Genomic DNA, 13739 nt, shown 5'->3' on the forward strand with positions numbered 1-13739 from the left:
AAAAGAAAGGCGCCCGCAGGCGCCTATGATTCTAAATCAGCCTTAATTCTGCCCATACCACGCATTTTTACCGTGCTTGCGCAGATAGTGCAGATCAAGCAAGGTTTGCGATATCGGCGGTAACTCAGTGCGCAACTGCTCGGTATGCAGCGCCATATAAGCTACTTCTTCTAATACCACCGCACTGTGTACCGCAGCATGCGCGTCTTTGCCCCAGGCAAAGGGGCCGTGGGAATTGACCAACACGGCGGGAATCGCTGTTGGCTCAATTGCGCGCTGCGCAAAAGTTTCAATGATCACCTGCCCGGTGTTCCACTCGTATTCCTGCTCAATTTCTTCACGCTTCATCTGCCGTGTACAAGGAATGGTGCCGTAGAAATCATCGGCGTGCGTGGTGCCCAACGCGATGATTTCGCGTCCAGCCTGCGCCCAAATGGTGGCATGCCGCGAGTGCGTATGCACGATGCCGCCAATCTCTGGCCAGGCGAGATAGAGCGCGCGGTGCGTAGCGGTATCCGATGACGGGCGCATGTTACCTTCGATCACCTCACCGCTGGCGAGATCAACAACCACCATATCGTCGCGCTGCATCTGTTCGTACTTCACGCCCGACGGCTTAATCACCAATAAACCGCGATCGCGGTCCACCGCACTGACATTGCCCCAGGTAAAAGTGACCAAGTTGTAACGGGGTAAATCGAGGTTGGCTTCCAGCACCTGCTGCTTTAACGCTTCCAGCATCTTTTTTCTCCTGCAAACTGTGATAGCTGAATTGTGCGGAGCAGTGAGGAAAAGCGTTATGGAAGGAATGGCTGTAAAAGCTGCGGAAAGTGGCTATGACGAGAAATCTGTGGCTTGAAGGGGTTTCGAACAACAAACAAGACGTGGATTGCAGACTTGTAGTTTAGGACCGTTTTACCCTGCCGAGTGCGCCGTAACATCTATACTTATAAAGTTACCTCGGTGATAACAATCAAGGAGAAGTTAATGACTACAACAATGAAACGTCTTACTGCTGCCGTCCTGGCAACAACTTTAGTTGTCGCGCTGAGCGGCTGTTCAAACTGGTCCAAACGCGACCGTAATACCGCAATCGGTGCGGGTGCCGGTGCCATTGGTGGTTCAGTACTGACCAACGGTAGCGGACTCGGTACTGTTGGCGGCGCAGCTGTAGGCGGCATCATCGGCCACCAGATCAGCAAATAAAATATAATTATCAGGCTACGCAGCGCATCTACTTAACAACGGGCCACCTAATAAGTGGCCCGAACTGTTTCAACCGCCAGCCAGTTTGACTTTCATGCCTTTGGCTTCCAGCAGCGTTTTAATCAGATCGCGTTTGTCGCCCTGAATCTCAATCACGCCCTCTTTAACTGACCCGCCACAACCACACTTTTTCTTCAGCTCAGCGGCCAGTTTTTCGAGTGCGCCATCATCCAGATCGATGCCGGTGACCAGACACACGCCCTTCCCTTTGCGTCCGCTGGTTTGGCGCTGGATACGCACGATACCATCGCCTTTCGGCCGCGGCGCTTTCTCTTCTTCATGGGTGATTCGGCCGCTGTCGGTCGAATACACCAATCGATTGTCCTGAGCCATTAAGCCTCCTGTAAACTTTGCAGGATTTGCTGCAGTGTGGCGGCCGGATCGGCGGATTGGGTGATCGGACGCCCGATGACCATATAATCCACACCCGCGAGTTTAGCCTGCTGCGGCGTCATGATACGGCGCTGATCGCCCGCATCGCAGCCAGCCGGACGAATACCTGGGGTAACCAGCGCGAAATCCTGACCAATTACCTGCTTAAAGTGCACGGCTTCCTGCGCCGAACAAACCACGCCGTGCAGGCCGCAATCGCGGGTCAAACGCGCCAGTCGTTCAGCCTGCTCAGCTGGAGACAAGGTAATGCCCAAACCTTTCAGATCGTCTTCATCCATGCTGGTCAACACGGTGACCGCAATCAGCAGCGGTGCATCTTTACCAAATGGCACCAGCGCTTCACGTGCCGCGTTCATCATGCGAGCGCCACCGCTGGCGTGCACGTTCACCATCCATACGCCAAGATCGGCCGCTGCCGCGACTGCATGTGCGGTGGTGTTTGGGATGTCATGAAACTTGAGATCGAGGAACACTTCAAAACCACGTTCCTGCAGCGTTTTCACCAGCGATGGACCAAACAGCGTGAACATCTCTTTGCCCACTTTCAGGCGACACTGGCTTGGATCGATGCGGTCTACAAACTGCAGCGCGCTGTTGAGATCATGATAGTCGAGTGCCACCAGAATAGGTGAAGTGGTTACAGGCATAACGTTTCCTCAGTAACAGGCACCCGCAGGCGCGATGGACAAACGGCAAGCATTCTACCTGCGCAGGCCGGTGCCGACAATCACGCTGCCGCCAGAACTTGCCTGTTTGACCGCTTGCTGCACGATGCTGAAGGAGTATTAGTATTAAATACTAATAGTATGTTGTAACTAATAAGCTTTAGATAGAATACAAATACGGCCATTTATTGGCCGTCGAGTCCACGAATAGGTTTTACGGAAGACCAGGCGCGGCAAGATGGGCAATGCCAGTAAAGTGCATGTGCAGTGAAGCCGCATTTCTGGCAACGATATCGCGGCTTAGTGCGGATTTGCTCGCCGACCATATCGCGCAGCACCATCAAGCTCTCTTTCGCGCGTCCGTCTTCCGCTTCATGTAAGTGGAAGTCCATTAAACGATGGAACACGCGCATGGTTGGATGACGCTGGAGCTGGCGATTGATATACAGCTGCGCCGCTTCGGGGCCCTGCTGCTGCTCGAGAATATCGGAGAGATAAAGCTCTGCTGCGGCGCCGGTATTTTCATCGACACAGCGTTGTAAGAATTGCGCCCAGTTTTCAGGTTGGTTCAGCCGCTGATAGCAGGTTTCCAGCATCGGTAAGGTTTCACTCACCAGCTCTTTATCCTGCTCGAGTACGCGCTGCAGTCGGCTGGCGGCTTTTGCATACTCGCCCTGCTCCATCAAAATGCGGCCCATCATGATAGAGACGCGCGCACTTTGATGATCGGCTGACTCGCCCTTTTTCAACAAACTCATCGCCCGATCAAGATCGTCACTGCTTAATGCCTGCAACGCTAATTCACAGTAGAAATGGGCAATTTCGCCTTTCTGTTTGTCTTTGCCGAGCTTAACCAGCTTTTCCGCCACTTCGATGGCTTTTTGCCAGTCGCTGGTTGCCTGATGAATCAACAACAATTGCTGGAGCGCACCGATGCGGAAATCGGTCTCTTCCACCAGTTGCCCAAACATATCTTCGGCACGATCGTACAATCCCGCCGCCATGTAATCACGGCCGAGTTGCTGGATCGCCAGTAAACGCTGCTCGTAGCTGAGCGACGCACTTTCCATCAGGGATTGGTGAATGCGAATGGCGCGATCAACTTCACCGCGCGAACGGAACAGGTTGCCGAGCGTCAGATGTGCTTCAACCGTGCCGCTGTCCTCTTTCAACATGTCGAGAAAGAGATCAACCGCTTTGTCCTGTTGATTGGAGAGCAGGAAGTTTACCCCGGTCACATAATCACGCGACAGGCGGTTCGCTTCCTGTTGCTTATCCTGATGTGCACTGCGGCGGCCCATATACCAGCCATACGCCGCAGCAACAGGAAGAAGCAAAAACAGCAATTCAAGCATCGAAAATTAATCCCGACGGCTGGCAGTTGGTGATGTGGTCACTGCGGTTGATTGTTCATTCTGTGCCTGCATACGTTTAAGTTTACGCTGTGCATTGGCCAGTGAAACCCGTAAGCGTAACCAGAACAGGCCACAAATTGCCCATCCCAGCAGGAATCCAGCGCCAAACAAGCTGGCGAGCAGTGTTGAAATGCGGAATTCGCCCTGCGCTAGCAGATAGTTAAAGGTGATGACTTGGTCGTTATGCGCTCCGAGCGTGACAGAGATGATGAAAATGACCAATACCACGAGAAAAATAAGCAAATATTTCACAATGCGTCCTGTCGAGAGGTTATCCAAAAGAAGTATGCCAAAAAACCGCCGTCGATGCTGCTTATCCCCACATCTGATAGCGCTTTTTTCTGCAAGCACAATCAATCATATGGGGACGAATAGCGTAATTACAATCCATCATCACGTTGCGCGATCTCACGATGCTCTTCTGGCGGGATGGTGAGCGGGCCGCAGAAACGCTGCGCAAGTAAAGTGGCAACGGTGACCAGCAACCAGGATATCAGCGTTGCCATCACTAAATCACGCGGCCAGTGCATACCTAACACTAAACGGCTGCCCATCACCGCGGTCGCCCAAACAAATAATACGGCAACCGTGGCGAAATGGCGGCGCGGCCACAATAACCCGATCGCCAATAACGCCCAGCTGGCGGCAAACATGGTGTGCCCGGAAGGAAACGCATAACCGGTTTCAAACGCCCAGTGATTCTTCAGCCATTGCGGCAGCTGGGTATCGTTGGCCAGCAAAGTTGAGACCATTTCGCCACGCTGCTGACGATGCAGCTGATAAAACTCATCACCGTTAATGCCATGACTTTTTTCCAGCCAGATGACATACGGGCGCGGTTCCTGCACCTGCTCTTTGATGGTGGATTTGGTGTACTGACCGGCAAGAATTGCGCCGTTCATAATAAGGATGAGCAGAATCGCGGGTTTAAGCCGAAAGCGTAAACACCACAACACCCAGGCGCTGAGGATGATACTGGTGAGAATGCCCCACGGATTGGTGACGGTTTCTGTCATCCAAAACAGCACGCGAAGTAGATTGCCACTTTCCCCTGGTTGCCATTGCCAGTTGGATATCCATACGCCCAACGGCATGAGCAACAATAAAAACGCCCCTAAAGTGGTGCGCTGAATGATTTTTAACATTCGCTTCCTTTTAGATCCGCATTACTACGCGCGATTAGCATAACTTTAGCTGAAAAAAGAATAACATACCCATTGCGACTTGGATAATTGTGCTTTATCACTACAATCACTCTGACCGATTAACGGCAGCCGTTCGGGTTGTGGCACAATAGTGTAAGTTTCATCGGGCCACATGGCCCGTGCGTTATCATGATGATAGCGCATCCTCTGAAGGTTCTGGAGAGTCACATGCAGCTTAAACGGGTAGCAGAAGCCAAACTGCCCACGCCATGGGGAGATTTCCTGATGGTTGGTTTTGAAGAACTGGCAACCGGCCACGACCATGTCGCGCTGGTTTATGGTGATATTAGCGATCACAATCCGGTGCTGGCGCGCGTCCATTCCGAATGTTTAACTGGCGATGCCCTGTTCAGCTTGCGCTGCGACTGTGGTTTCCAGCTGGAAGCCGCGTTAACGGCGATTGCGGAAGAAGGTCGTGGCATTCTGATGTATCACCGTCAGGAAGGACGTAACATCGGTTTGCTGAATAAAATTCGTGCTTATGCGTTACAGGATAAAGGTTACGACACTGTCGAAGCCAACCATCAGCTCGGTTTCGCCGCTGATGAGCGTGACTTCACGCTGTGTGCGGATATGTTCAAGCTGTTGGGCGTCAATGAAGTGCGCTTGCTGACGAACAATCCGCGCAAAGTTGAGATCCTGACCGAAGCCGGTATCAATATCGTTGAACGCGTGCCGTTGGTTGTCGGGCGTAACCCGAAAAACGCGCACTATCTCGATACGAAAGCCGAGAAAATGGGTCATTTGCTACCGAAGTCTTAAGCAGATTTTAAAGCAGATAAAAAAAGCCGGGAATTCCCGGCTTTTTATTTTAGTTCAGCATATTGCGGATCACGTAATGCAAAATACCGTCGTTCTGGTAGTAGGTTAGTTCGTTACCCGTATCGATACGGCAGCGCGTTTCCAGCGTCTCTTTGCTGCCATCCGCGCGCGTCAGCGTCACGTTTACAGTGCCACCCGGTTTCAGCTGCGACAGGTTCGCCACATCAATAAACTCTTCACCGGTGAGCTGCAGCGTTTTACGCGTCACGCCAGCCGGAAACTCAAGCGGTAGAATCCCCATACCAATCAGGTTAGAGCGGTGAATACGCTCGAAGGATTCGGAAATAACTACGCGCACGCCTTGTAAACGCGGCCCTTTTGCTGCCCAGTCACGACTGGAGCCGGAACCGTACTCTTTACCGGCAATCACGGCTAACGGTACGCCTTCCTGCTGATACTTCATCGCCGCATCGTAAATCGCCAACTGCTCGTTAGTGGGGAAGTGTTTGGTATAACCGCCCTCCACACCCGGCACCATTTCGTTACGAATACGGATGTTAGCGAAAGTGCCGCGCATCATCACTTCGTGGTTACCACGACGCGAACCGTAAGAGTTGAAATCGGTGCGCTCGACGCCATGCGACAGCAAATAGCGTCCGGCTGGACTTTCCGCTTTGATGCTACCCGCCGGAGAAATGTGGTCGGTGGTGACGGAATCACCCAGCATCGCCAGAATGCGCGCGCCTTTGATGTCCTGCACCGGCTTCGGCGTTTTCTCCATGTCATCAAAGAATGGCGACAGGCGAATGTAAGTAGAATCGCCATCCCAATCATAGGTTGCCGCTTCACTAACTTTAATCTGCTGCCACTCCGGCGTGCCGTCAAATACCTCGGCATACTCTTTGTGGAACATATCGCTGGTCACTTTCTGCACCGCTTCCGCAATCTCTTCCGGCGACGGCCAGATATCCTTGAGGAAGACATCATTGCCCTGTCGATCCTGGCCGATCGGATCAGATTGCAGATTGATCTTCATATTACCCGCTAAGGCATAAGCCACCACCAACGGCGGCGAAGCCAGCCAGTTGGTTTTAATCAGCGGATGAATGCGGCCCTCAAAGTTACGGTTACCCGAAAGCACGGCAGCAACCGTGAGATCGCCCTCTTTAATCGCGCTTTCTATCGCATCGGGTAACGGACCGGAGTTGCCGATACAAGTGGTACAACCGTAACCGACCAAATTGAACCCTAATTCGTCCAGATAAGGCGTAAGTTGGGCTACAGCAAGATAATCAGAAACCACTTTAGAACCTGGCGCCAGCGAGGCTTTAACCCACGCCTTGCGCATCAGACCGCGCTCAACGGCTTTCTTCGCCAGCAAACCGGCGGCCATTAGCACGCTAGGATTCGAGGTGTTAGTACAAGAGGTAATCGCCGAGATCACTACTGCACCGTCATCCAACTGATAACTTTCTCCGGTTTCGCTATCGCGATAGCTGACAGTTTTATGCGGTTTTTGCGCCTGATTGACTTCCAGTTCATTGCTGGCATCAAAGGCTGAAGGAACATCGCCCAGCGATACGCGATCCTGTGGGCGTTTTGGTCCGGCAAGGCTGGATTCAACATCACCCATGTCCAGCGCTAAAGAGCTGGTGAACACCGGTTCATCGCCCGCATTGCGCCACATACCTTGTTGCTTGGCATAAGCCTCAACCAGTTCAACTTGCTCCGCATCGCGGCCGGTGAGCGTCATGTAGCTTAAGGTAACGTCATCAACCGGGAAGAAGCCGCAGGTTGCACCATATTCCGGTGCCATGTTGGCGATGGTTGCGCGATCGGCCAGCGGCAAGTCCGCTAATCCATCACCATAAAACTCAACGAATTTACCTACCACTCCGTGTTTACGCAGCATCTGCGTGACGGTTAGCACTAAATCCGTTGCGGTAATACCGGGACGCAGTTTACCGGTGAGTTTGAAACCAACTACGTCAGGAATTAGCATCGAAACCGGCTGGCCAAGCATCGCCGCTTCAGCCTCAATTCCGCCTACGCCCCAACCCAATACGCCGAGCGCATTGATCATAGTGGTGTGCGAATCGGTGCCCACCAGCGTATCCGGATAAGCAATCTCTTGCCCATTCAGCGTCTCATGCCAGACAGATTTACCGAGATATTCCAGATTGACCTGATGACAAATCCCGGTGCCCGGCGGCACGACGCGGAATCGATTGAAGGCTTTTTGCCCCCAGCGCAGGAAGACGTAGCGCTCATGGTTGCGCTCCATTTCCAAATGCACATTTTCACCAAAGGCTTTGTCATCACCGAAATGATCCACGGTGACAGAGTGGTCGATGACCAGATCAACCGGGGATAAGGGATTGACTTTGGCGACATCGCCGCCGAGGCGTTTCACCGCTTCGCGCATGGCGGCTAAGTCCACCACTGCCGGCACGCCGGTAAAATCTTGCATTAATACACGCGCTGGACGATAGGCAATCTCACGATCGGCGTGAGCATCTTTTTGCCAGGCGACCAACGCTTCAATATCTTCGAGCGTGACAGAATCACCATCCTGCCAGCGCAATAGGTTTTCCAGCAGGACTTTCATTGACTTGGGCAAGCGATCAATATTGCCCAATTGCTGAGCTGCTTTGGGCAAGCTGTAGTAATGATATTTTTTTGCCCGAACATCCAGCGTGTCCTGACTCTGCTCGCGTAACGTTAACGACATAGCGCCTCCATGTAAGTGAATCTCTTTTTAAACCTCAGTGACTGCAAGGTTTAACTTAAAGATAGACCACATTACCGTTAACGTTTTGATAACAACACGAATTGACACATTAAAGCACAATGAAAAATGCCCCGACGTTTGTCAGGGCATTTATATAATTCAGTTTAATTTGAGTTAGAGCTTAAATCATCGCCCAAAAGGCGGCAGCCCAAAAAGCCAGGGAAAAGGTATATACACTCACCCAGGATAATGTCGTTGTATTGATGCTCATAATTCACTCCCTCCCGGATTCCGGGCAAAAAAAGTCCACCGTCTTCAGCGTTGTACTGATGACACCGTTTTTTTAATGCTGAGTGTTAAAGGACGGGCTTTTAACTTGCCCACCGGATAATCCGGCAAAAAGAGGGACTAAATGTCTAAATATGGAACAGAACGCATACCGCGTTATTTGGACTTCATATCCATGAAGGATTCAATAAAATTGCGCTGATTCTCACTGAGTTCCCACGAAACAGGAATGGTCACTTGTGGTTCAGTGGATACAACGTCTTTCACTTTGCACGCAGGCGTTTGCGGCTGACGCGCAGAAACCGGATGCTTACGACTGAGTGTATTTGCCCACATGGCTTAACCCCACATACGCCAAATCATTAACGCCACCACTACCCAGAACAGTGCTGAAGCAGCGAAGACAGTCATCCAAGCTTTGCGACGGGTATTGCCAGTACGCTCAACTTTGGTGCTTTTAGTCCGGAAGCCCGGCTGTACAGTTATTCTCGTATTCATAGTTTTTGATAATCACTCTCAATAAAACGATTGATGACAACGATTAAGATTTAGGACGAATCCTAAACTTGTTAAGACCGAAAATCCAGTTATTTTTATTGAGCACAACGATTAACGCTATTTATCAAAACACAAAAGATTGATGAGATAAATTTAATTGCCAACATAACTATTAATTAAATCGTTACATTGTAAATTTGGGTTAACAGCAAATTAGATCCAATCTAAATTTGAGTTTAATTTACCAACCCAGTAAAAAAGCCCTTCTCCATCAACTCTTAACTAGAGTATGGGAATATTCCTGGCGAGCTGCAAAGTAGCATCGTAAAAATTGTGTACTGATTCGCATTTAATAGATAACAATGAAAAAACATGTGACCCATGTTTCATTTACATAAAAATAATGATTTTTTTTGAAGTACTCGTGGCGCTAAGCGCTAAGGGATTCCGAAGGTGCCCACTGGACACCTTGGCAAAAGAATGAGTTAGGAATTTACTTGAAGGGTAATTTGATGTCGCGGAACATCGCTTCAATGTCTTCATTGGAGCGCAGTGCGACCGCCGCATCCACCACATCACGCGTGAGGTGCGGTGCGAAACGTTGAATAAAATCATACATATAGCTGCGCAGAAAGGTGCTACGTCTAAAACCAATCTTGGTCGTACTATTCGTAAAGATTTCTGATGCTTCAATACGCACCAAATCGGGGTCTGCAATCGGGTCCACCGCCATGCTGGCAATCACGCCAACGCCCAAGCCTAAACGCACATAGGTCTTAATTACGTCAGCATCTGTCGCAGTAAAGACGATGCGTGGTGTTAATCCTGCGCGATTGAACGCGGTATCCAGCTCTGAACGGCCGGTAAAGCCGAAGGTGTAGGTCACGAGCGGGAAATCCGCCAGCTCTTCGATCGTCACATTCGATTTACCTGCCAGCGGATGGTCGGGCGTCACGACGATGGCGCGATTCCAGTGATAGCACGGCAGCATGATCAAATCGTCATACAGATGCAGCGCTTCGGTGGCAATGGCAAAGTCCGCATTACCCTTTGAAACCGCCTCAGCTATTTGTGTGGGCGATCCCTGATGCATATGTAATGAGACGCGTGGATAACGTTCGATAAAGCCTTTAATCACGCCAGGCAGTGCATAACGCGCTTGCGTATGCGTGGTGGCTACATATAACGAACCTTTATCCGGCCAGGTATGTTCACCGGCAACCGATTTAATCGCATCAACTTTGGAAAGCACTTCGCGCGCAATCCGAATAATCTCTTCGCCTGCAGGCGTTACTTGCGTCAGATGCTTACCACTGCGCGCAAATATCTGCACGCCCAGCTCATCTTCTAACATACGGACTTGCTTACTGATGCCTGGCTGCGAGGTATATAAGCCTTCGGCGGTCGATGAGACATTAAGATTGTGATTTACCACTTCGACGATGTAACGCAACTGCTGCAATTTCATAGTTATATCTTCCTGGTAGCGACAGAGGTGCATTCCCGGCAGGCGTGTTTCCGCCTTGATTGCGGTGAGGGAGGGAAAGCGAGTCAGCGAAACGAAAAGAGTTCTATAACTACTATATCAGTTAAAGGAAGAATGTAGAACGATTAGCTATAAGGATAAGAGAAAGGCCAGCGCATGCTGGCCTTGTGGGGAATTACTTCTTAGCTTCCTGCCATTTGCCGTCAATATAGAACATTGACCAGCCAGTGGCTTTGCCATCCTTTTCGGAAGAGACATATTGTTGTTTAGTCTTGCGACTGAAACGCACCATCGTCTTATTCCCTTCCGGATCGGCGGCTGGCGCTTCTGACAGATATTTCAGCTTCTCTGGCAGACGGTCGGCAAAGCGTTGCAGCTCTTCCACCAGCGGCGCGCGCGTTTCACGTGATTTCGGGAAGGTATTAGCGGCAAGGAACACGCCTGCGGCACCATCACGCAGCACAAAGTAAGCATCCGATTTTTCACACTGCAGTTCTGGCAGCGGCACCGGATCTTCTTTCGGCGGCGCGACATCACCATTACGCAGAATCTTACGGGTGTTTTTGCACTCGTCGTTGGTACAGGCCATGTACTTACCGAAACGACCCATTTTCAGGTGCATCTCAGAACCACATTTCTCGCACTCAACAATCGGACCATCGTAGCCCTTAATGCGGAATTCGCCCTGCTCGATCTCGTAGCCGTCGCACTCTGGGTTATTTCCGCAGACGTGCAGCTTGCGCTGGTTATCGATCAGATAGCTGTCCATCGCGGTGCCACACTTCTGGCAACGACGACGGGCGCGCAGCGCGTTGGTTTCAGCATCATCGCCTTCCAACACGTTGAGCACTTCATTTTCCGGAATCAGGTTGATGGTCTGCTTGCAGCGCTCTTTCGGCGGCAACGCATAACCCGAGCAACCGAGGAACACGCCGGTACTGGCGGTGCGAATTCCCATCGGACGGCTACAGGTTGGACAGTCAATCGACGTCAACACCATCTGGTTCGGCTGCATGCCGCCCTCTTCCGGATCTTTCTCAGCATCATCTAACTGCTGGCTGAAATCACTGAAGAAGGAGTCGAGCACCGCTTTCCATTCGGCTTCATTATTTGCCACCTGATCGAGGCTATTTTCCATGCGCGCGGTGAAGTCATAGTTCATCAGCTCGCGGAAGTTAGACTCCAAACGATCGGTAACAATTTCACCCATTTTTTCAGCGTAGAAACGGCGATTCTCAACACGCACGTAACCACGATCCTGAATGGTGGAGATAATCGAGGCGTAAGTAGATGGACGACCAATGCCGCGTTTTTCCAGCTCACGGACCAGTGACGCTTCGCTGAAGCGCGCTGGCGGTTTAGTGAAGTGCTGGCTTGGCATCAGCTCTTTAAGATCCAGCATGTCGCCAACATCAACTGGCGGCAGCGTCAGATCTTCATCATTTTTACGCAGCGCAGGCATCACGCGCGTCCAGCCATCGAAACGCAGCGTACGACCTTTGGCTTTCAATTTGTATTCAGCCGCGCCCACGGTCAGCGTGGTGGAGTCGTACTGAGCCGGTACCATCTGGCAGGCAACGAACTGGCGCCAGATCAGCTGATAAAGTTTCTGCGCGTCAGCTTCCATATCTTTCAGCTGCTCAGCGACGATATTTACATCAGAAGGACGAATCGCTTCGTGCGCTTCCTGTGAATTCTCTTTGCTGGCATAGGTATTCGGCGCTTCTGGCAGGTACTTTTTACCGAAGCTGCTCTCAACATAGCCACGCGCCATCGCCACGGCATCCTGGCTCAGATTGGTGGAGTCGGTACGCATATAGGTGATGTGGCCCGCTTCATACAAGCGCTGCGCCATCATCATGGTCTTCTTCACGCCGAAGCCCAGACGCGTACTCGCCGCCTGTTGCAGCGTTGAGGTAATAAAAGGTGCAGAAGGCTTGCTGCTGGTCGGTTTGTCTTCGCGGTCCAGCACTTCGTAACGCGCTTTCTGCAAAATCGCCACCGCCGCGTGAGTTTGCTCACGATTAACCGGGCGGAACGCTTTGTCATTCTGATGCGTAACCTGCATAGCCAGATCGGCGCCTTTCGGCGTGGCGAAATCAGCATCTATTTCCCAGTACTCTTCTGGCACAAAGGCTTTGATTTCGTGCTCGCGCTCAACCACCAAACGCACAGCAACCGACTGAACGCGACCGGCTGACAGGCCACGAGCAATTTTCTTCCACAGCAGTGGCGATACCATGTAACCCACCACGCGATCCATAAAACGACGCGCTTGCTGTGCGTTAACACGTTCAATATTGAGCTCGCCCGGCTTGTCAAACGCCTGACGAATCGCATTCTTGGTAATTTCGTTAAACACCACGCGGCTAAAGCGCTTGTCGTCCCCACCGATCACTTCCCGCAGGTGCCAGGCAATGGCTTCCCCTTCGCGGTCAAGGTCGGTTGCGAGATAGATGTGGTCTGCATCGGCAGCCAGGTTTTTCAACTCAGCGACAACTTTCTCTTTGCCCGGCAGAATTTGATAATCCGCTTCCCAACCATGCCATGGATCAACGCCCATGCGGTTTACGAGTGCGGCTTTCTCATCCTTTTTTACCTTTTTTCCAGGTTTCGCTTTTTCCCCGTCGGCACTTTTACGGGCAGTTGAACCGCTGGTCGGCAAATCACGGATATGACCGACACTGGATTTCACCACGTAGTCATTACCGAGGTATTTATTGATTGTTTTGGCCTTTGCCGGGGACTCAACGATTACGAGTGATTTACCCATATGTACCTTTACCTAAATGAAACGTCCTGATAAACGGGAGAGAATTGGAGGTCCCAAAACCCAATGGGTTCAATATTGCTGCCAGCATTTCGCATTTCAAGGCAGCAGGGATAATCTCAGGTCAGATTGCGTCGACTTCTGCAACTTTATGATTAGGAGCGAGTTTTCCATCTGACAGAACCACACATCCGGGTGTGATCTCCCTGAAAGCTGAATCGCCCACACTCTACCTGATAAAATCCGTTACGCAACTTAAT

General features: G+C 51.3%; 13 protein-coding genes. 2 read left to right on the top strand and 11 right to left on the bottom strand.

From position 1 onward, the window contains the following. Positions 1–42 precede the first annotated feature (42 nt). Entirely contained in the window at positions 43–741 is a 699-nt protein-coding gene (araD, locus tag FHW71_RS00730; RefSeq protein ID WP_061718788.1) for an L-ribulose-5-phosphate 4-epimerase, read from the bottom strand. A 246-nt stretch (positions 742–987) separates the two neighbouring features. Between araD and osmB the strand changes: the two genes are divergently transcribed. Further along, positions 988–1206: an osmotically-inducible lipoprotein OsmB gene (osmB, locus tag FHW71_RS00735; protein ID WP_008106509.1), complete on the top strand. Its 219-nt coding sequence runs from the start codon at positions 988–990 to the stop codon at positions 1204–1206. Between the two features lie 69 nt (positions 1207–1275). On the opposite strand, the gene yciH is transcribed toward osmB, so the two are convergent. From yciH to pgpB, 5 genes are all read right to left on the bottom strand, one after another. Further along, the gene (gene yciH / locus FHW71_RS00740; protein ID WP_179450708.1) at positions 1276–1599 is read right to left on the bottom strand and encodes a stress response translation initiation inhibitor YciH; all 324 of its coding nucleotides are present in this window, start codon (positions 1597–1599) and stop codon (positions 1276–1278) included. Continuing rightward, a complete protein-coding gene (pyrF, locus tag FHW71_RS00745) occupies positions 1599–2306 on the bottom strand; it encodes an orotidine-5'-phosphate decarboxylase (protein WP_179450707.1) in 708 nt (235 codons plus the stop codon). The genes yciH and pyrF overlap by 1 nt, the downstream gene beginning before the upstream one ends. Before the next feature lie 203 nt (positions 2307–2509). Beyond that, the gene (gene lapB / locus FHW71_RS00750) at positions 2510–3679 is read right to left on the bottom strand and encodes a lipopolysaccharide assembly protein LapB (RefSeq protein ID WP_008106516.1); all 1170 of its coding nucleotides are present in this window, start codon (positions 3677–3679) and stop codon (positions 2510–2512) included. 6 nt (positions 3680–3685) lie between these two features. Then, positions 3686–3991, bottom strand: a complete 306-nt coding sequence (locus tag FHW71_RS00755; RefSeq protein WP_008106517.1) for a LapA family protein — start codon at positions 3989–3991, stop codon at positions 3686–3688. Between the two features lie 128 nt (positions 3992–4119). Further along, complete coding sequence (gene pgpB / locus FHW71_RS00760; RefSeq protein WP_179450705.1) at positions 4120–4884, bottom strand: phosphatidylglycerophosphatase B; 765 nt, start codon at positions 4882–4884, stop codon at positions 4120–4122. A gap of 228 nt (positions 4885–5112) precedes the next feature. On the opposite strand from pgpB, the gene ribA reads away from it, so the two are divergent. Continuing rightward, complete coding sequence (ribA, locus tag FHW71_RS00765; protein WP_008106521.1) at positions 5113–5706, top strand: GTP cyclohydrolase II; 594 nt, start codon at positions 5113–5115, stop codon at positions 5704–5706. A 49-nt stretch (positions 5707–5755) separates the two neighbouring features. On the opposite strand, the gene acnA is transcribed toward ribA, so the two are convergent. The 5 genes from acnA to topA all read right to left on the bottom strand — a co-directional run bounded on the left by acnA (position 5756) and on the right by topA (position 13482). Next, a complete protein-coding gene (acnA, locus tag FHW71_RS00770) occupies positions 5756–8437 on the bottom strand; it encodes an aconitate hydratase AcnA (RefSeq protein ID WP_179450703.1) in 2682 nt (893 codons plus the stop codon). 444 nt (positions 8438–8881) lie between these two features. Beyond that, complete coding sequence (locus FHW71_RS00775) at positions 8882–9061, bottom strand: hypothetical protein (RefSeq protein WP_036648922.1); 180 nt, start codon at positions 9059–9061, stop codon at positions 8882–8884. A 3-nt stretch (positions 9062–9064) separates the two neighbouring features. After that, positions 9065–9223 carry a YmiA family putative membrane protein gene (locus tag FHW71_RS00780; protein WP_071531660.1) on the bottom strand — a complete coding sequence of 53 codons (159 nt, stop codon included), beginning with the start codon at positions 9221–9223 and terminating at the stop codon, positions 9065–9067. A 493-nt stretch (positions 9224–9716) separates the two neighbouring features. Further along, positions 9717–10691, bottom strand: a complete 975-nt coding sequence (gene cysB / locus FHW71_RS00785) for an HTH-type transcriptional regulator CysB (protein ID WP_007892425.1) — start codon at positions 10689–10691, stop codon at positions 9717–9719. A 193-nt stretch (positions 10692–10884) separates the two neighbouring features. Beyond that, complete coding sequence (gene topA, locus FHW71_RS00790; RefSeq protein WP_179450701.1) at positions 10885–13482, bottom strand: type I DNA topoisomerase; 2598 nt, start codon at positions 13480–13482, stop codon at positions 10885–10887. Positions 13483–13739: the final 257 nt, after the last annotated feature.

The sequence above is a fragment of the Enterobacter sp. Sphag1F genome, from assembly GCF_014193275.1.
In the GTDB taxonomy this organism is placed as follows: domain Bacteria; phylum Pseudomonadota; class Gammaproteobacteria; order Enterobacterales; family Enterobacteriaceae; genus Pantoea; species Pantoea symbiotica.